The sequence below is a fragment of the Achromobacter sp. JD-1 genome, from assembly GCF_038594925.1.
Lineage (GTDB): Bacteria > Pseudomonadota > Gammaproteobacteria > Burkholderiales > Burkholderiaceae_B > Achromobacter > Achromobacter spanius_C.
Genome location: NZ_JBCGCS010000002.1, coordinates 44382 through 62400, shown reverse-complemented (window position 1 = coordinate 62400; position 18019 = coordinate 44382). Strand labels below are relative to the sequence as shown.

Below are 18019 nucleotides of genomic sequence, written 5' to 3'. Positions count from 1 at the left end.
ATGAGCGCCAGCCGAGTTGCGCCCGTAGAGCCGGGCACCCGCCCGGAACTGGCCACGCTGGAGGCGCGCATCAGCGCCGCGCGTGGTCGCATATCGCCGCTGTACCAGGTGCTGCTGAACAGTCCCGCCGTGGTGGAAGGCTGGGAAGCGATGCTGACCGCGATCCGCCAGAAGACGTCGTTGTCGCCGCGCTTGCGCGAACTGATCATCTTGCGCGTGGCCACCCTGAACAATGCGCCCTACGAGTTCGACGCGCATGTGCCGCATGCCTTGGCGGGCGGCATGCCGCAGGACGTGATCGACGCCTTGCGCGCCAACCCGGCGCCGGGCGACGTGCAAGGGCTGGCGCCCGGCGAGGCCGACGTGCTGGCGCTGACCGACGCCATGACGCGTGACATCGAGGTGCCCGATGCGGTGTTCGCGCCCGTGCGCGCCCGCTACGATGACGCGCAATTGGTCGAGCTGGCGGCCACGGTGGGCGCGTACAACATGGTGTCGCGCTTTCTGGTGGCGTTGCGCGTCGGGCATTGAAAGGAGAAGACTGTGCAGGAAATACAGGAAGCGGTATTACTGGTGTCACTGGGCGAACGCTTTGACAACGCGCGCGCGGCCGACATGGGCGAGCGTCTGACTACGGGGCTGGCCGGTGTGCGCGTCAATGCGTTCGCCGCGCTTGAGGAAGAAGACACTTATGTGTACCTGCGTGGCGCGGCGGGCTCGTTGCCGGAAATCCAGGCGCGCCTGGCCGAACACTTTCCAGGCGCCCGGGCGCGTGTGTTGCATCAGACCCTGGACCTGCCCGGCGCCTCCGCCGGTCAGGACGCGCCGTGGCACTACATCGTTGAAACCGATGTGCTGCCTGAGGCCGAAGCGGACCTGAACGCCTGGTACGACCAGGAACATTTGCCCGGCCTGGCGTCGGTGCTGGGCACGGTACGCGCGATGCGCTACGAATGCCGTGATGAGTCGCCGCGTTACCTGGCCTGCTACGACTTGCACACCCGCGAAACCTTCGGCAGCCCGCCATGGCTGGCCGTGCGCGCCACGGACTGGAGCAGCCGCGTGCGGCCATCGTTTCGCAATACACGCCGCACGATGTTCAAGAAAGTTCTGTGAATGGCTAGCCGTTAGGTACCGGCAAGGGGACATGATGATGAAGCAATTGCTGACCGGCCTGACGATAACGTGCGCATTCGCCGCGACGTCGCCGGCATTGGCCGATGTGCCCAAGCGTGTCAACGTGCTGGTGGGCAACGGCGCCAGCATTGAAGTGCTGGACCAAGGGCAGGGGCCCGCGCTGGTGTTGTTGCCGTCGCGCGGGCGCGGCGCGCAGGATTTCGACGAACTGGCCCAACGCTTTGTCCAGGCCGGCTATCGCGTGCTGCGTCCGCAGCCGCGCGGCATTGGCGGCAGTACGGGGCCGATGTCGGGCATCACGCTGCATGACCTAGCCGATGACCAGGCCGCGGTGATCCGCAACGTGGCGCGCCAGCCTGTGGTGATGGTGGGCCACGCTTTTGGTAATTGGGTGGCGCGTGCGACCGGGGTGGATCACCCTGAATTGGTGCGGGGCGTGGTGATCGTGGCGGCGGCGGCCAAGCAGTATCCCAAGGGCCTGAGCGAACACGTGGATCGCAGTGCGGATTTGTCGCTGCCTGATGCCGAGCGCTTGAAATCCATCCAGCATGTGTTTTTTGCGCCGGGTAATGATGCGCGTGTCTGGCTGAATGGCTGGTACCCGCAGGTCAGTGAGAGTCAGCGCATGGCGGGCAAGGCGACGCGGCAATCTGATTGGTGGTCGGGCGGGGACAAGCCCTTGCTGGATTTGCAGGCTGAACTTGATTTGTTCAAGCCGCCTGCGACCCGCGATGAGATTCGCGATGAGTTTGGTGGTCGCGTGTCGGTCGTGGTGATCGGGGGGGCTGGGCACGCGCTGGTGCCGGAGAAGCCGCAAGAGGTGGTGGAGGCTATTGCGGGGTGGGAGCGTGGGTTGCGGTGAGGGGGCGGTTATTTGCGCGGGGTGATGGGTTGCGCGCGATCGGGGGTGGCTCTGTGGCCGGTACCGGTGCGCGCTTCACCCATCCTACGGGTTGCCGGTGCGTGGTGCACCCATCCAACGGGTTGTGCCGGTGCGCGGTTCACCCGTCCAAGGTGTGAACCGCCGCGTGGGTCACACTTGGCCGAGTAGCAGGAATTCCATCAGCGCCTTTTGTACGTGCAGACGGTTTTCGGCTTCGTCCCAGACCACGCTTTGCGGGCCGTCGATGACTTCACCGGTGACTTCTTCGCCACGGTGGGCCGGCAGGCAGTGCATGAAGACGGCTTGGGGGTCGGCGGCGGCCATCATTTCGGCATCCACGCACCAGTCGGCAAAGGCGGCGCGGCGCTCTTCGTTTTCGGCTTCGTAACCCATGCTGGTCCAGACGTCGGTCGTGACCAGATGCGCGCCCTGGCAGGCCTCCATGGGGTCCTTGAACTGGCGCAGCACCTTGTCCGAAGGCGTGCCGATGCGCGAGGCTTCGAGCTCGTAGCCGGCGGGCGTGGACACATGCAGCGTAAAGCCCAGCATTTCGGCCGCGTGCAGCCAGGTGTAGGCCATGTTGTTGGCGTCGCCCACCCAGGCCACCGTCTTGCCCGCGATGGGGCCGCGATGTTCGATGTAGGTGAAGATGTCGGCCAGGATCTGGCAGGGGTGGAATTCGTTGGTCAGGCCGTTGATGACGGGCACGCGCGAGTGCGATGCGAAGCGCTCAATGCGGGTCTGCTCGAACGTGCGGATCATGACGATGTCGACCATGCGCGAGATGACGCGCGCCGTGTCTTCGATGGGTTCAGAGCGGCCCAGTTGCGAGTCATTCGAGGTCAGGTTGATGACCGATCCGCCCATTTGGTACATGCCGGCTTCGAACGAGACGCGGGTGCGGGTGCTGGCTTTTTCGAACACCATCGCCAGCGTGCGGTCGTGCAGCGGCATGTGGGGTTCGTAGCGCTTGAACTTTTCCTTGATGATGCGAGCGCGGTCCAGCACGTAGGCGATTTCCGCGGACGAAAAGTCCTTGAACTGAAGAAAATGCCGCAACGGGCCGTTTTGAGTCGTGGGAGGAGTCATGGTGTTGTCGCAGGTCATTGAGCCCGGCCGGGCGCAACGCCGGGTCGGGACAGGGATGATGAATGTTCGGCCAGAAAATCTTGGATGAGCGGGACCAGGATGGCGACGATCTGGTCCGCCTCTTGCTTGTTCAGGATCAACGGCGGCAGCAGGCGCACGACACGGTCGCGGGTGACGTTGATGAGCAGGCCCGCTTCCATCGCGCGTAGCGCCAGCACGCCGCAGGGGCGCGCCAGTTCAATGCCCAGCATCAGGCCACGGCCACGCACCTGGGTCACGCCGACAGTGCCTGTCAGGGCGCTGGCCAGCGCGTCTTGCAGGTAAGCCCCCACCGTGTGGGCGTTGTCCAGCAGCTTGTCGGTTTCCAGCGTGTCCAGCACGGCCAGGCCGGCCGCGCAGACCAGCGGCCCGCCGCCGAACGTGGTGCCATGGCTGCCCGGCGTGAAGACACCCGCCGCGGGGCCGGCCGCCAGCATCGCGCCGATGGGCACGCCGCCCGCCAGACCCTTGGCCAGCGTCATGACGTCGGGTTTGATATCGGCCCATTGGTGCGCGAACCATTTGCCGGTGCGCCCGATGCCGGATTGCACTTCGTCGATCATCAGCAGCCAGCCGCGTTCGGTGCAAAGTTGGCGCAAGGCTTGCAGATAAGTCATGTCGGACGGGCGGATGCCGCCTTCGCCTTGCAGCACTTCAAGCAGCACCGCGGTGGTGCGCGGTTCGGCGTCGCCGGCCGCGCGCACGGCGGCCAGGTCGTTGTAGGGCACCTGGATGAAGCCGGTGGGCAGTGGCTCGAAGCCCTTGCGCGCTTTCTCGCTGCCCGTGGCCGCCAGCGTGGCCAGCGTGCGGCCATGCCAGGACGAGTCCATGGTGATGATGTGGGCGTGCTGGTTGCCGCGCTGGTAGGCGTAATAGCGCGCCAGCTTGATGGCGGCTTCGTTCGCTTCCGATCCGCTATTGCAGAACGCCACTTCCTGCATGCCGGACAAGGCCGTCAAGCGGGCGGCCAGCGCCTCTTGCTGTGGAATTTCGTAGATGTTGGACGTGTGGATGACGCGCGCGGCCTGCTCGCTGATCGCGGCCACCAGTTTCGGATGTGCGTGGCCCAGGCAGGAAACGCCAATGCCGGCCAGCGCGTCCAGGTATTTGCGCCCGTTTGCATCCCACAGCCATACGCCCTGGCCGTGCGAAAACGCAACCGGCAGGCGAGCGTAGATATTGGCCAGAGGCGAGGTCATTGCGGATCCTCCTGGGGGATGACCAAAAAACCGGTCCTGAATTCGTTGAATCCCCAGGCGAAAGCGGGGCGGAATCGGCTTTTGGAAGAGAGCAAAGGATCAATCATATACAATTCGCGGCGCAGGGCGCATGTTTGATCACGCCGAAGATCCGGCTTTCGTGAAAGGCGCGCTGTAGTGAAGAACTCATGGCAACTCGCGTCAGACAATTCGTAATTCATGGCGTTACCGAAAGCGGTAGCCGATTCCGCCCCAGCGATTGGGCGGAGCGGCTCGCTGGCGTAATGGCTCAGTTCCGGCCCGCCGGCTGTGCCGGTAACCACCTCACTTATTCGCCTTATGTGCTGCCCGTCGTTATCGACGGCGTGCGCGGAATCGTGGTCGACTTGCGTTTGCGCGACCTGGAACCGTTGGCGTACAAGTTCGTGGTGGATTTCGCTCGCGACAACAACCTCAAGACGGAAGAACGCGAAATCTAAGTCCCAGAACGAAAAAGCGCCCCAACCGGGCGCTTTTCTCTTTCGTGGGGAAAGTGGCGCGCCCATCGGGCGGGCTTGAGGCTACGCCGCGCCTTCGTCAGACCGGCATCACGCATCCGTGCCTTCGCGGCGCGCATGACGCGTCACGTGCCGTAGCGATCCAGGATCTTGCGGATATCGCGCACGCCCGTTCCGTCGGTGCTCAGCAGCGCCCGCGCGGTGACGGATTCCAGATGGTGTTCCAGCAGATGCAGCACGTGCTTTTCGTCACGCGCGCGCAGGCCTTCCACAATTTCCATATGTTCGCTGACCGCGCATTCGCTGGAGTGCGGCCGTCCGTAAAGCGCCAGGATCAGCGAGCAGCGCGAGACGATTTCGTTCACGTAGCGGGCATAGACCGCATTGCCCGATAGCTCGGCCATCAAGATGTGGAATTCGCCCGACAGCCGGATGGATTCATTCGTGCTGTTGCGTTTGCGAGCCGCTTCCTCTTCCTCCACATGCCGGGCCAGACGTGTCAGCCCGGTTTCGGTGATGTGTTGCACCAGCTTGCGGGCGACGTCGCGTTCCAGGCAGCGGCGCGCTTCGAAGATGTCGTGCGCTTCTTCCAGACTGGGGCGCGCCACCGCCGCGCCGCGATTGGGGCGCAGGTCTACCAAGCCTTCACTGAACAAACGGGTCAACACGCCGCGGACGATGGTGCGGCTGACGCCAAAGCGTTCACCGATGATGTCTTCGGGCAGCTTGTCGCCGGGCAGCAAGGCCTGTTCGATGATGGCGCGGCGCAAATTTATGTATACGATTTCGCTGCGATTTACGTCTTTCTTCGGGGGCTCGTTGGCCGGTGGCGCGAGAGTGTTCATCTTCTTCCTTGGCTCCTGGACCTGCGCGTATTTTTGTAATGCATAGGGGCCACGGTAGCCGCGGCACCGCGCTGCGCGGGGCGTAGGCAAGCATACTACAACGCCGCTAAGGGTTAGCGATAGCTTGAAGCCTGGCATCAGGCGCGTACATTGTCGGCATAAATCGTATACAAACATTTATACAAAAGCGTCATTTAAAAAGCACTTTGGTTATCTGTTTCGTATACAAACTTGCCGAGGTTTGTTCCATGCCAGCCATGCCCGACGCCGTGTCCCTGGACCGGCCCGCCTTCACGCCGTACCGCCTGCTGGTGGTCAACGGCAACACCACGTCCAGCCTGACGGACCGCCTTGCGGCGCAAGCGCAGAGCTTTCTTGGTGGCGCCGCGCACATACACGCCGTTACCGCCGTGTTCGGGCCGGCCTATATCGCCAGCCGTGTCGAGGCCGCGGTGGCCGCCCATGCCGTGCTGGAAACCGTGGAGCGCGAAGTGGCCCAGGCCGACGCGCCCTTTGACGCCTGCTTGCTGGCCTGTTTTGGCGAACCCGGTATCGGCGCGGTGCGCGAATGCCTGACCGTGCCCGTGGTCGGCATGGCCGAGGCGTCCATCATGGCCGCCATGCAGCGCGGCGACCGCTACGCCATCGTCACGGTCGGCCAGCGCTGGCCGGGCATGTTGCGTGAACAGATCCGCCAGCTTGGGCTGGACGCCCGCTGCGCCGCCATCATCGCCTTGCCCGGCAATGCGCTGGACTACGTGTCGCAAACGCCGGAGTCGGCAGCCCAGGTCAGCCTGGCGCTGGACGCCGCCGTGACGCAAGGCGCCGACGTCATCATCGTGGCGGGCGCCGCGCTGGCGGGGTACTTGCCGGTGCTGACGCGCCGGCCAGCCGTGCCGGTCATCGATTCCTACCGCGCCGCGCTGGCGCAGGTGCTGGCTCTGGCATCACTGGATAGGGTGCAACGCCAGTGCGCGTGGAGCTGATCCGCCTTCCAGACACAGCCGCCATGCCCATGGCGCCAGGGCAAGCCTGGATCAAACACAAACCACAAACCGATAGACAAGGGAGAGTTGCAGCCATGAAGACGTTGCTTAAGTGGACCGCCGGCGCCGTGATCGCGCTGTCGGCGATTACCGGGGCTTCGGCCGCCAACACGTTGAAGTGGGGCGCCGCGCGCGACCTGGATTCGCTGGACCCGTATTCCTACGGCAGCACCTTCAATCTGGCGTTTTTGAACCACGTATACGAAGCGCTGATCCGCTACGACGACAAGTTCAACATCACCCCGGCGCTGGCCGAATCCTGGGAGGCCACGTCGCCCACCGTGCTGCGCTTCAAGTTGCGCCAGGGCGTGAAGTTCCACAACGGCGCACCGTTCACGGCGGACGACGTCGTGGCCTCGATGACCCGCGTGTCCGACGATGCCTCGCCGCTGAAGGGCAACCTGCCGGCCTTCAAGGCCGTGACGAAGGTGGATGACTACACCGTCGACATCGAAATGACGCATCCGTACCCGCTGATGCTGAACGACCTGACCAACATCTTCATCTTCAACCGCCAGTGGCTGGTGGACAACAACAGCACCAAGCCGACCGACGCCGCCAAGAACATCGAAGGCTACGCCACGCACCACGCCAATGGCACCGGCCCCTTCAAGGTGGAGTCGTACCGGCCCGATACGCGCACCGTGCTGGTCGTCAACAAAGACTGGTGGGACAAGCCCCGCCACAACCTCGACCGCATTGAGTTCACGCCCATCGCGTCCGCGCCGACGCGCGTGGCGGCGCTGCTGTCGGGCGACATCAACTTCACCGAAAACGCGCCCTTGCAGGACCTGGACCGCCTGCGCGCCGCGTCCAACGTGAAGGTGCTGGCGGCGACCGAACTGCGCACCATTTACTTCGTCTTCAACCTGGGCGACAAGCTCGTCGGGTCGAACATTACCGACAAGAATCCGTTGAAAGACTTACGCGTGCGTCAGGCCCTGTACATGGCCTTGTCGCCCGACCTGCTGCAAAAGCGCGTGATGCGTGGCCTGTCGCGCACCACGGGCGCGCTGGTGGCGCCGTCCATACCCGGCTACGAGGCCAAGCAGGAAACGCGCCTGCCGTTTGACGCGGCCAAGGCAAAGGCGTTGCTGGCCGAAGCGGGCTATCCCAACGGCTTCACCTTGTCGCTGCTGTGTTCCAACGACATGTTCGTGAACGAAGAAGAACTGTGCCAGGCGGCGGCGTCGATGTGGGCGCGGATCGGTGTAAAGGCTTCCTTGGCCAGCGGGCCGCGTTCGTTGCAGAACCCCAAGCGCTCGCGTGGCGAGTTCGACATCACCATTCACGGCTGGGCCAACGAGCCGCAGATCGATGCGCTGTCGATCCTGCTGCAAGTAATGCACAGCCGCACCGGCCCCGCCGGCGTCTTCAACTGGGGGCAGTGGGGCGACGCCGCGCTGGACGCCAAGATTGACGCGGCCGCGGCCGAGATGGACCGCGCCAAGCGCATCCAGATGATGGCCGAGGTATTGCAGACCCTGCATGACGATGTGCGCTTCCTGCCGCTGCACCAGCAGCCCATGGCCTGGGCCGTGGGCGACAAGGTGGGCGACGTGCTGCAAATGCCTGACAACAAGGCGCGTCTGTGGACCGTGCGCATGCAGTAGCGCGCGTGCAGGGGGAACGCCGCGCGCCGCGATGGGCTTGGCGTTCCAGAGTCCGACATCAGGTCTGAAGGAGGCCGCACATGCTGGCATTCATTGTTAGACGGGTCTTCAACGCGGCTGGCGTGATGCTGGCGGTGGCGTTGCTGGCCTTCGTGATCTTCCGTTTTGTCGGCGACCCCGTCGACATGATGCTCAACGAGCAGGCCTCGCAGACGCAGCGCGACGAACTGCGCGAGCGCCTGGGGCTGAACGCCTCGATGGGCATGCAATACGTCAACTTCGTCACCAACGCGGTGCAGGGCGAATTCGGTATTTCGTACCGCAACCAGCAAGACGTGTTCGCGCTCGTGGCCGAACGTTTTCCCGCCACCTTCGAGCTGGTGATGATGGCCACGCTGCTGTCGCTCGTGATTGGCGTGCCGCTGGGCGTGCTCACCGCCATCTACCGCAAGTCGCGCCTGGCGCAGGCCTTGCAGTTCGTGTCCATCCTGGGCATTTCGCTGCCCAGCTTCGTGGTGGGCATCATGCTGATCCTGGTCTTCTCGGTGCAGTTGGGCTGGCTGCCTGGCTTTGGGCGGGGTGAAACGGTGAAGATCGGATGGTGGTCCACCGGCTTGTTGACGCCGTCGGGCCGCGCCGCGCTGGTGCTGCCGTCCATTACCCTGGCGCTGTTCCAGATCACGCTGATCATGCGGCTGGTGCGGGCCGAGATGCTGGAAACGCTGCGCACGGAATTCATCAAGTTCGCCCGCGCCCGTGGGCTGCCCGACCGCGTGGTGCACTTTCGGCTGGCGCTGCGCAATTGCCTGATGCCCGTCATCACGGTCACGGGCATGCAGATCGGCAACCTGATCGCCTTCGCGCTGATCACGGAAACCGTATTCCAGTGGCCCGGCATGGGGCTGCTGTTCATTCAATCGGTCATGTTCGTGGACATTCCCGTCATGGCCGCCTATCTGGTGATCGTGTCTTTCATCTTCGTGACCCTGAACACGCTGGTCGACATGATGTACGGCGTGGTTGACCCCCGCCTGCGCAGCCAGCACGTCAAAGGAGGCGGCAATGCTCACTAACCCCTTTTCGGGCGGCGCGCAAAGCCGGATGTCCCGCTTTCTGCAAAGCGACTTATGGTGGAGCCTGCGCAACGATTACGTGGCGATGGGCGCGGGCATCGTGCTGCTGGCCGTGGTGTTGCTGGCGGTATTCGCACCGTGGATCGCGCCGCAGAACCCCTACGACCTGGCGCAGCTTGACTTGTTGAACGCCGAACTGCCGCCGTTCTGGGTGGAGGGCGCCGACCCGCAATTCCTGCTGGGCACCGACACGCAGGGCCGCGACGTGTGGTCGGCCATTCTGTATGGCTCGCGCATGTCGCTTGCCATCGGGTTGGCCACGGTGGTGCTGTCCTTGGCGATCGGCCTGCTGGTGGGGCTGGCGGCCGGCTATTTCGGCGGCTGGATCGACAACGCGCTGATGCGGGTGGGCGACACGCTGCTCAGCATTCCCACCATTCTTGTCGCCATTCTGGTGACGGCGGTGTTCCGCCAATTGCTGCCGCCCGGCCTGCGCGAAACGCTGTCGGCGGTGATCCTTATCCTGGCCATCTCCATGACCAACTGGGTGCAGTACGCCCGCACGGTACGCGCGTCGGCCTTGGTGGAACGCGGCAAGGAATACGTGCAGGCGGCGCGGCTGATCCGGGTCAGCCCGTTGCGCATCATGCTGACGCACATCCTGCCCAACACGCTGACGCCGGTGATGGTGACGGCCACGCTGAACCTGGGGCTGGCGGTGCTGATCGAGGCCACGCTGAGCTTTCTGGGCGTGGGCATGCCGCCGACCGAACCGTCGCTGGGCACGCTGGTCCGCCTGGGCAATCAATTTCTTTTTTCGGGGCAGTGGTGGGTGGTGGTCTTCCCCGCGCTGTATCTAAGCCTGATCGTGCTGGTGGTGAACCTGCTGGGCGATTGGCTGCGCGATGCGCTCAACCCCCGTCTGCGCTGAAGGCGCATCTTCAATAGAGGTCAAGCATGGAAAATGCAACGCTGTACACCCAGGTCCGCCCCGCTGGCGGGGAACTCACCACGGTGCTGGTGCGCGATGGCCGCATCCAGGCGCTGGGAGGCACGGCGCCCGAGGGCGCGGCGGTGGTGGACGGGGGCGGTGCGCTGATGCTGCCGGGGCTGATCGACGCCCACGCGCATCTGGACAAAACGATGTACGGCATGCCCTGGTACCGCAACGACGTCGGCCCGAGGCTGATCGACAAGATCGAGAACGAACGCGCCGAGAAAAAGCGCCTGGGCATAGATCCCTACCGGCAATCGGCGCGGCAGATCGTGATGTCGATCGCGGATGGCACCAGCCACATCCGCAGCCATGTGGACGTGGATACCGACATCGGCCTGGCCGCCATTGAAGGCGTGATGCGTGCTCGCGAGCAATATCGCGACCAGATCGATGTGGAATTGGTGGCGTTTCCGCAAAGCGGCCTGCTGATCCGGCCGGGCACGCTGGAACTCATGGACGAAGCCCTGCGCATGGGGGCCGAGGTAGTGGGCGGGCTGGACCCGGCCGGCATGGACCGCGATCCCAAGGGCCATCTTGACGCCATCTTTGCGCTGGCCGACAAGCACGGCAAGCCCATTGACATCCACCTGCACGAAGCGGGCGAGCTGGGCGCGTTTTCGATGCAGATGACCATCGACCGCGTGCTGGCGCTGGGCATGCAGGGCAAGGTCACCTTGTCGCACTCGTTCTGCCTGGGCATGCCCGACACGCAGGCCGTCCAGGCGCTGACCGATGGGCTCTTGCACGCGGGCATACACATCATGACGACGGGTTCGGCCTCGCGTCCCGTGCCCAACGTGGCGCGGCTGCGCGCGGCCGGCGTCACTGTCTGTACCGGCAACGACGGCATGCGCGATACCTGGGGGCCCTACGGCAAGCCGGACATGCTGGAACGCACCATGCTGGTGGGCCTGCGCAACAACTTCCGCCGCGACGACGAACTGGCGATGGCGCTGGACGTGGCCACCTACGGCAACGCGCGCGTGATGAAGCTGGCCGACTACGGCCTGGCTCCGGGCTGCCACGCCGACTTCGTGCTGGTGGACGCCGAAACCGTGGCCGAGGCCATTGTGGCGCGGCCGGTGCGCAAGCTGGTCGTCAAGCGCGGCCGCGTCGTGGCGCGCGATGGACGCGCCTTGGTGAGCGCGCCGTGATGCCCGCCGCCGAAGGCCCCATCCTGCTTACCGCCCGCTGGGTGGTGGGCCACGAAAACGGGCGGCACTGCCTGTACGAAAACGGCGAGCTCGTCTTTGAAGGCGATCGCATCCTGTATGTGGGTCACCGGTATCCCGGGTTCGTCGCGCGCCGCCATGACTACGGCCGCGCGGTGATTGGCCCCGGCTTCGTGGACCTGGACGCCTTGTCGGACCTGGACACGACCATCCTGGGTTTCGACAATTCCCCCGCTTGGCAAAAGGGCCGCATCTGGCCCGAGACCTATATGAAGCAGGGGCCGTACGAGATGTACTCGGCCGCCGAGCTGGCGTTCCAGAAGCGCTATGCCTTCGCGCAGTTGATCCGCAACGGCATCACCACGGCCTTGCCCATTGCCTCGCTGTTCTATCGGGTCTGGGGCGAAACCCGCGACGAGTTCCTGTCGGCCGCCAACGCGGCGGGGGAACTGGGCCTGCGTGTCTACCTGGGGCCGGCTTACCGCAGCGGGCATACCTATGTGGATGCCCAGGGCAATATCCGCTGCCATTACGACGAAGCGCGCGGCATGGTGGGGCTGGCCGAAGCGCTGGCGTTCTGCGACGACATCGACAACCGCTACGACAGCCGCTACAACGGCCGCATCCGCGCGATGCTGGCGCCCGACCGCATCGAAACTTGTACGCCGGACCTGCTGCGTGCATCGGCCGCCGCCGCGCGCGAACGCGAAATTCCGATTCGGCTGCATTGCTGCCAGTCGCGCCTGGAATACGACCTGGTGTTGGAACAGCACGGCATGAGCCCGCCGGAATGGTTGCAAAGCCTGGGCTTTCTATCACCACGCGCCTTGCTGCCGCACGGCACCTATGTGTCCGGCTCGCGCCATATCTCGCGCCCGGGCCGCGACCTTGAAATCATCCGCGACGCGGGCGCCAGCATCGTGCATTGCCCGCTGGTATCCGCGCGCCATGGCGCCGCGCTGGCCTCGTTCGCAAGCTATCGCAAGCTGGGCGTCAACATCGGCATGGGCACCGACACCTGGCCGCCCGACATGGTGCAGAACATGCAGGTGGGCATGATGCTGTGCCGGGTGGCGGAAGGGGCCACCGAGGCGGTGCGCGCCGAAGACTATTACGACGCGGCCACGGTCGGCGGGGCCGATGCGCTGGGCCGCCCGGACCTGGGCCGCCTGGCCGTGGGCGCCAAGGCCGACATCGTCGTCTTTGATTTTTCGCACGATCGTAATGGCCAGATGATCGACCCGATACAGACCCTGATGATCAGCGGCAGCGGCCGCGACGTGTCGCAGGTCATCATCGATGGGCGCTTCGTCATGGTGGATGGCCGCATCCCCGGCTTTGACGCCCGCCTGGCGCAAGAGCAGGCGCAGTCGCAATTCGACGGCCTGGTGGCGCGCTACCCCGACCGCACCTGGGGGCATCCTCCGGTCGAACAGATTTTTTCTTCCAGCTATCCGCGTCCCGCAAGGAGCCCGTCATGATGGCAGTCGTACCCAATACCGCGCCGCCGCCCGCCGCCATTCCGACCTTGTCGGTGCGTGGCCTGTCGGTTGAATTTCCCACGCGCCACGGCACGTTGGTAGCCACGCGCGACATCAGTTTCGATATCCAGCCCGGCGAAATCCTGGGCATGGTGGGCGAGTCCGGCGCGGGCAAGTCCCTGACCGGCATGGCGGTGATTGGCCTGCTGGAGCCGCCCGGGCGCTTGGGCGCGGGTGAGATTCATCTGGCCGGCAAGCGCATCGACAACCTGCCGCCTAAGGCGCGCCAGCGTTTGCGCGGCAAAGAGATCGGCGCGATTTTTCAGGACCCCTTGACCAGCCTGCACCCGCTGTTCACCGTGGGCGACCAGTTGGTCGAAACCATCCGCCACCACGACAAGGGCTCCGCCACGGCCGCCCGCGCCCGCGCGCTTGAACTCTTGCAGGCCGTGGGCATCCCCGCGGCCGACAAGCGCATAGACCACTATCCGCATCAGTTTTCCGGCGGCATGCGGCAACGGGTGGTGATTGCCCTGGCCTTGGCGGCGCGTCCCGCGCTGATCATCGCCGACGAACCCACGACCGCGCTGGACGTCTCGGTGCAGGCGCAGATCACCGCGCTGCTGCGCCGGCTGTGCCGTGAGCAGGGCACGGCCGTGCTGCTGGTCACGCACGACATGGGCGTGATTGCTGAAACCGCGGATCGCGTGGCGGTGATGTACGCGGGCCGCATCGTAGAGATCGGCCCGGTGCTGGACGTGTTGCGCCGCCCGGGCCACCCGTACACGCAGGGTTTGATGAACGCCATTCCCGGCCTGCGCCACCGCGCGGCCCGCTTGAACCAGATCGACGGCGCCATGCCGCGCCTGCACGCCATGCCCGCAGGCTGCGCGTTCCACCCGCGTTGCGCGCAGGCGGGGCCGCGCTGCACGCAGACTCGCCCGCCACTGGCGGCTTCGCCCTCGGGCGCCACGGTCAGCGCTTGCTGGCTGCATCAGGAAGGAGTGGCTCATGCCGCGTAACGACGATGTGCTGCTGCGGGCCGACGACCTGGCCTGCTGGTTCGATGTGTCGCCGCCCTGGCTGGAACGCACGCTGTCGCGCCAACCCGAGCAAACGCTGAAGGCGGTGGACGGGGTGTCATTGGCCGTGCCAAGAGGCACCACCTTGAGCATCGTGGGCGAATCCGGCTGCGGTAAATCCACGTTGGCCAAGCTGTTGGTGGGCCTGGTCGCGCCCACGCGCGGCAAGCTGGAATATGGCCGCAACCGATCGGGCGGCGTGCTGCATCCGCAAATGATCTTCCAGGATCCCTATGCCAGCCTGAACCCGCGCTGGCGCGTCGGCAATATCGTGGCCGAGCCCATCATCACGCTGGGCTTGCGGCAAACACCCGCGGACACGCGCCGCCGCGTGGATGAATTGCTGGAACTGGTGGGCCTGTCCGCCAGCGACGCGAGCCGTTTTCCGCATGAGTTCTCGGGCGGGCAGCGGCAACGCATTTCGATTGCGCGGGCGCTTGCGACCGAGGCGGAATTCCTGGTCTGCGACGAGCCCACGTCCGCGCTGGACGTGTCGGTGCAGGCGCAGATTCTGAACCTGATGGGCGATCTGCAAAAGGAATTCGGGCTGACGTATGTCTTCATCAGCCACAACCTGTCGGTGGTGCGCCACGTGTCCGACAGCGTGGCGGTGATGTATCTGGGCAGGATCGTGGAGCAGGCCGCGGCGGATCAGTTGTTTGAATCCCCGCAGCATCCGTACACGCGCATGCTGCTGGACACGATTCCCGACCTGGAAGACCCCCGGCGCGACCGCGAGCCCATGGGCGGCGAAGTGCCCAACCCGATCCAGCCGCCTTCGGGGTGTACGTTTCACCCTCGCTGTCCCGAGGCCAGGCAGGAATGCCGGGTGGAGGTGCCCGAGGTCAGCCGGGTGGCGGGACGCCAACTGCGCTGCCACGCGGTGCGGTGGGAACGGGCGGTGGCGGCCTAGAAACGGGCATCGGGTGGCGCCAGGCCACCCGATACGCCATACCGACTATTTCGCGTAGACCATATCCCGCAGGCCCAACGACAGGCCGGGCCAATACGTGATCACCAGCAGGCAGACGATCACCACCCCCACAAACGGAATCAGCGGTTTGATCAAGCGTTCAAGCGGCAGCTTGGCCACCGCCGATGCCGCGAACAGGTTCACCCCGAACGGCGGCGTGATCATGCCCAACGCCAGGTTGACCACCATGATGATGCCGAAGTGCACCGGCTCCACGCCGAACGTCAAGGCCACCGGCAACAACAAGGGCGCCAGCACCACGATGGACGCGGACGTTTCGATGAACATCCCGATCAGGAACAGCGCCACGTTCATGCCCATCAGGAACGTGAACTTCGTTTCGAAGATGTGCGACAGCCACGTGCCCAGCGCATCGGGCACGCCCGCGCGGTTGAGCAGGAAGCTGAACACGCCGGCATTCGCGATCACGAACATGATCACGGCGGTGGACACCACCGACTTGTGCAGCGTCACCGACAGTTGCTTGAAGCTCAGGCGGCGGTAGATGAACTTGCCCACCACCACCGCATACACCACCGCCACCACCGAGGCTTCGGTGGGCGTGAACACGCCGCCGTAGATGCCGCCCAGGATGATGGCGGGCATCATCAGCGCCAGCCAGGCGTTTTTCAGTGCCGGCCACAGCGGCAGGCGGCCTTCGCCGTCGCGCTTGCCCAGATTGTTGCGCTTGGCGTAGAACCACACGTAGAACATCAGCGCCAGGCCGATCAAGATGCCCGGCATCACGCCGGCAATGAAGAGCTCGCCGGTCGACGTGTCGGTGGACACGGCGTACAGAATCATCGGAATCGACGGCGGAATGATCACGCCCAACTCCGCCGCGCTGGCCTGCAGCGACGCGGCGAACGGGGCAGGGTAGCCGTGGCGAACCATGGCCGGAATCAGGATCGCGCCCACGGCAAACGTGGTCGCCACGCTGGAGCCGGCCACCGCTGCGAAGATCATGCAGGTCAGCACGCAGGTGCAGGCCAGGCCGCCCTGGATGCCGCCCACCACGCTCTTGGCGAATTCCACCATGCGTTCGGAAATGCCGCCGGCTTCCATCAGGTTGCCGGCCAGGATGAAGAAGGGAATGGCCACCAGCGGGTACTTGTCCAGCGCGGCGTACAACTGCTGCGCGACAACCACCCAAGGCAGGCCGGAACTGCCAACCCCCGCCAGGCTGGCCAGGCCGATCGACACGGCGACCGGTACGGACAGCCCGAAGAAGATCAGCATCGAGACAATCATTAATTGGGACATGGCGATTTCTGCTGCGTAGGTTCGTTGGGGGCGGCTTAGCCTTGCGCGTCGTTGCGCACCGGCACGTCGTCTTCTTCGCCCGCGCACAAGCGGGCCAGCACGGCGATGGCGGCAAGCGTTGCGCCAACGGGGATCGCCAGATAGATCCAGGAAATCGAGATATCCAGGCTGGGCACGTTCTGAAAGCGCACCCGATAGGTCATGTTGCCGCCGATCCAGGCCAGAAAGCCCAGGAAGCTGGCGCAGATCAGCCCGATCACCGTTTCAAGCACGCGCCGCTTCTTTCCGCCCAACAGGTTGCGCAGCAACTCCACGCTGATCATCGCGCCGTGGCGAAAGGCCAGCGCCACGCCCAGCAGCACGGTCCAGATCAGGAGGGCGCGGGTCAGCACCTCGCTCCAGTCGGCCGGCGATTGCAGGATGAAGCGCGCAATGACCTGGTAGAAGGCGGCGGCCGCGGCGGCCACCATCAGAAGTTGGGCAAGGACCGAGACCAGCTTGAACAGGCCGCGGTCGAAAGCGCAAAGCAAACGCATGATGAATCCCGATAGCGATGGGCGCATAGGATGGAAAACGGCAAGCGGCGGGAACTGGGTCCCGCCGCTCAAGGCGGTATGCCCCGTGAGGGCAGCGCCGGCTTACTTGGTGTCGCGGATCGCGTCGATCAGCTTCTTGTCGAACTTCTTGTAGTACTCGGGGTAGGCGGGTTCGACGGCGGCGGCGAACGCGGCGCGATCCACCTCGGTCACCTGCATGCCTTCCTTCTTCAACTGCTCGACACCGGTCTTCTCGATGTTGTCCACGTAGGCGCGCATGGCCATGGCGGATTCCTTGCCGGCCTTGTCGAAGTTGGCCTTGTCGGCGGCCGACAGGCCTTCATAGACGTTGGCCGACATCAGCACCAGCGCCGGGCCGTACACGTGGCCGGTCAGGGACAGGTATTTCTGCAGTTGCGACAGCTTGGCCGACGTAATCACCGACAGCGGGTTTTCCTGGCCGTCGATGGTGCCTTGCTGCAAGGCGGTGGCCACTTCGGGCCAGGCCATGGGCGTGGGCAGAATGCCGATCTGGCGGAACGCCGTGATGTGGATGGGGTTTTCCGTGGTGCGGATCTTCAGGCCCTTGGCGTCGGCCGGGGTCTTGACCGGGCGCACGTTGTTGGTCAGGTGGCGAAAGCCTTGCTCGCCCCAGGCCAGGGCGATGATGCCGCGGCTGGGAAACTTGGCCAGCATGTCCTGGCCGATCTTGCTGTCCAGCACGGCGCGGGCGTGAGGCAGGTCGCGCAGCAGGAAGGGGATATCGAAAACCCCCGTCTCGGGAACAAAATTCAGGGTGGCCCCTGTCGAAACGATGGCCAGGTCGATCGTGCCGATCTGCAGGCCTTCGATCACTTCGCGTTCGCCGCCCAGCGCGCTGTTGGCGAATTGCTGTACTTTGTACTTCCCGCCCGAGGAGGCCTCGATGGACTTGGCCAAGGCGTCGGCACCAGCGCCATAGTGCGACGAGGTCGACAGGGCGTAGGCCATTTTCAAGGTGGTCTGGGCTGCCGAGGGCAGGGATGTGGCGGCCGCGCAGGCGGCCAGAATCGTGGCCGCAAGCCAGGATTTACGCATTGTCTTCTCCGGTATTA

Annotated in this window: 19 protein-coding genes; 12 read left to right on the top strand and 7 right to left on the bottom strand. The window is 64.9% G+C overall.

Going from position 1 to position 18019, the window contains the following annotated elements; genetic code table 11:
* Genes WBR68_RS03380 through WBR68_RS03370 form a run of 3 tightly spaced genes read left to right on the top strand, consistent with a single transcriptional unit; the run spans nt 1 to nt 1999 of the window.
* On the top strand, nt 1-531 hold the full coding sequence (locus tag WBR68_RS03380; RefSeq protein ID WP_230693518.1) for a carboxymuconolactone decarboxylase family protein: 531 nt from the start codon (nt 1-3) through the stop codon (nt 529-531).
* Between the two features lie 21 nt (nt 532-552).
* Entirely contained in the window at nt 553-1116 is a 564-nt protein-coding gene (locus WBR68_RS03375; RefSeq protein ID WP_127186285.1) for a DUF4286 family protein, read from the top strand.
* A gap of 31 nt (nt 1117-1147) precedes the next feature.
* Nucleotides 1148-1999, top strand: a complete 852-nt coding sequence (locus WBR68_RS03370) for an alpha/beta fold hydrolase (protein WP_127183925.1) — start codon at nt 1148-1150, stop codon at nt 1997-1999.
* Nucleotides 2000-2170: 171 nt separating this feature from the next.
* Here WBR68_RS03370 and argF read toward each other — a convergent pair whose 3' ends face one another.
* Genes argF through WBR68_RS03355 form a run of 3 tightly spaced genes read right to left on the bottom strand, consistent with a single transcriptional unit; the run spans nt 2171 to nt 4568 of the window.
* Nucleotides 2171-3109, bottom strand: coding sequence for an ornithine carbamoyltransferase (gene argF, locus WBR68_RS03365; protein ID WP_050446077.1), 939 nt, complete (start codon nt 3107-3109; stop codon nt 2171-2173).
* A 14-nt stretch (nt 3110-3123) separates the two neighbouring features.
* Nucleotides 3124-4347 carry an aspartate aminotransferase family protein gene (locus WBR68_RS03360; protein ID WP_230693517.1) on the bottom strand — a complete coding sequence of 408 codons (1224 nt, stop codon included), beginning with the start codon at nt 4345-4347 and terminating at the stop codon, nt 3124-3126.
* The gene (locus WBR68_RS03355) at nt 4344-4568 is read right to left on the bottom strand and encodes a hypothetical protein (protein WP_164741190.1); all 225 of its coding nucleotides are present in this window, start codon (nt 4566-4568) and stop codon (nt 4344-4346) included. Before WBR68_RS03355 ends, WBR68_RS03360 begins: the two co-directional genes overlap by 4 nt.
* Here WBR68_RS03355 and WBR68_RS03350 point away from each other — a divergent pair.
* Nucleotides 4536-4826, top strand: a complete 291-nt coding sequence (locus WBR68_RS03350; RefSeq protein ID WP_013392635.1) for a DUF3579 domain-containing protein — start codon at nt 4536-4538, stop codon at nt 4824-4826. The two genes, WBR68_RS03355 and WBR68_RS03350, sit on opposite strands and share 33 nt — an antisense overlap.
* Nucleotides 4827-4969: 143 nt before the next feature.
* On the opposite strand, the gene WBR68_RS03345 is transcribed toward WBR68_RS03350, so the two are convergent.
* Nucleotides 4970-5689, bottom strand: a complete 720-nt coding sequence (locus tag WBR68_RS03345; protein ID WP_050445922.1) for a GntR family transcriptional regulator — start codon at nt 5687-5689, stop codon at nt 4970-4972.
* 248 nt (nt 5690-5937) lie between these two features.
* Between WBR68_RS03345 and WBR68_RS03340 the strand changes: the two genes are divergently transcribed.
* From WBR68_RS03340 to WBR68_RS03305, 8 genes are all read left to right on the top strand, one after another.
* Nucleotides 5938-6675 (top strand): aspartate/glutamate racemase family protein, encoded by a 738-nt coding sequence (locus tag WBR68_RS03340; protein ID WP_050445921.1) that lies wholly within the window; start codon nt 5938-5940, stop codon nt 6673-6675.
* Between the two features lie 95 nt (nt 6676-6770).
* Nucleotides 6771-8348, top strand: coding sequence for an ABC transporter substrate-binding protein (locus WBR68_RS03335; RefSeq protein ID WP_230693516.1), 1578 nt, complete (start codon nt 6771-6773; stop codon nt 8346-8348).
* A gap of 80 nt (nt 8349-8428) precedes the next feature.
* Nucleotides 8429-9421: an ABC transporter permease gene (locus WBR68_RS03330; RefSeq protein ID WP_050445919.1), complete on the top strand. Its 993-nt coding sequence runs from the start codon at nt 8429-8431 to the stop codon at nt 9419-9421.
* Nucleotides 9411-10352: an ABC transporter permease gene (locus WBR68_RS03325; protein ID WP_230693515.1), complete on the top strand. Its 942-nt coding sequence runs from the start codon at nt 9411-9413 to the stop codon at nt 10350-10352. Before WBR68_RS03330 ends, WBR68_RS03325 begins: the two co-directional genes overlap by 11 nt.
* A 26-nt stretch (nt 10353-10378) precedes the next feature.
* Nucleotides 10379-11572, top strand: a complete 1194-nt coding sequence (locus WBR68_RS03320) for an amidohydrolase family protein (protein WP_230693514.1) — start codon at nt 10379-10381, stop codon at nt 11570-11572.
* A complete protein-coding gene (locus tag WBR68_RS03315; protein ID WP_230693677.1) occupies nt 11572-13071 on the top strand; it encodes an amidohydrolase family protein in 1500 nt (499 codons plus the stop codon). The genes WBR68_RS03320 and WBR68_RS03315 overlap by 1 nt, the downstream gene beginning before the upstream one ends.
* On the top strand, nt 13068-14093 hold the full coding sequence (locus WBR68_RS03310) for an ABC transporter ATP-binding protein (RefSeq protein WP_050445915.1): 1026 nt from the start codon (nt 13068-13070) through the stop codon (nt 14091-14093). The genes WBR68_RS03315 and WBR68_RS03310 overlap by 4 nt, the downstream gene beginning before the upstream one ends.
* Nucleotides 14083-15066, top strand: a complete 984-nt coding sequence (locus WBR68_RS03305) for an ABC transporter ATP-binding protein (RefSeq protein WP_230693513.1) — start codon at nt 14083-14085, stop codon at nt 15064-15066. Before WBR68_RS03310 ends, WBR68_RS03305 begins: the two co-directional genes overlap by 11 nt.
* A 45-nt stretch (nt 15067-15111) precedes the next feature.
* On the opposite strand, the gene WBR68_RS03300 is transcribed toward WBR68_RS03305, so the two are convergent.
* From WBR68_RS03300 to WBR68_RS03290, 3 genes are all read right to left on the bottom strand, one after another.
* Nucleotides 15112-16389: a TRAP transporter large permease gene (locus WBR68_RS03300; protein WP_050445913.1), complete on the bottom strand. Its 1278-nt coding sequence runs from the start codon at nt 16387-16389 to the stop codon at nt 15112-15114.
* A 35-nt stretch (nt 16390-16424) separates the two neighbouring features.
* Nucleotides 16425-16925: a TRAP transporter small permease gene (locus tag WBR68_RS03295; RefSeq protein WP_230693512.1), complete on the bottom strand. Its 501-nt coding sequence runs from the start codon at nt 16923-16925 to the stop codon at nt 16425-16427.
* Between the two features lie 102 nt (nt 16926-17027).
* Entirely contained in the window at nt 17028-18002 is a 975-nt protein-coding gene (locus WBR68_RS03290; protein WP_050445912.1) for a TRAP transporter substrate-binding protein, read from the bottom strand.
* Nucleotides 18003-18019 lie beyond the last annotated feature (17 nt).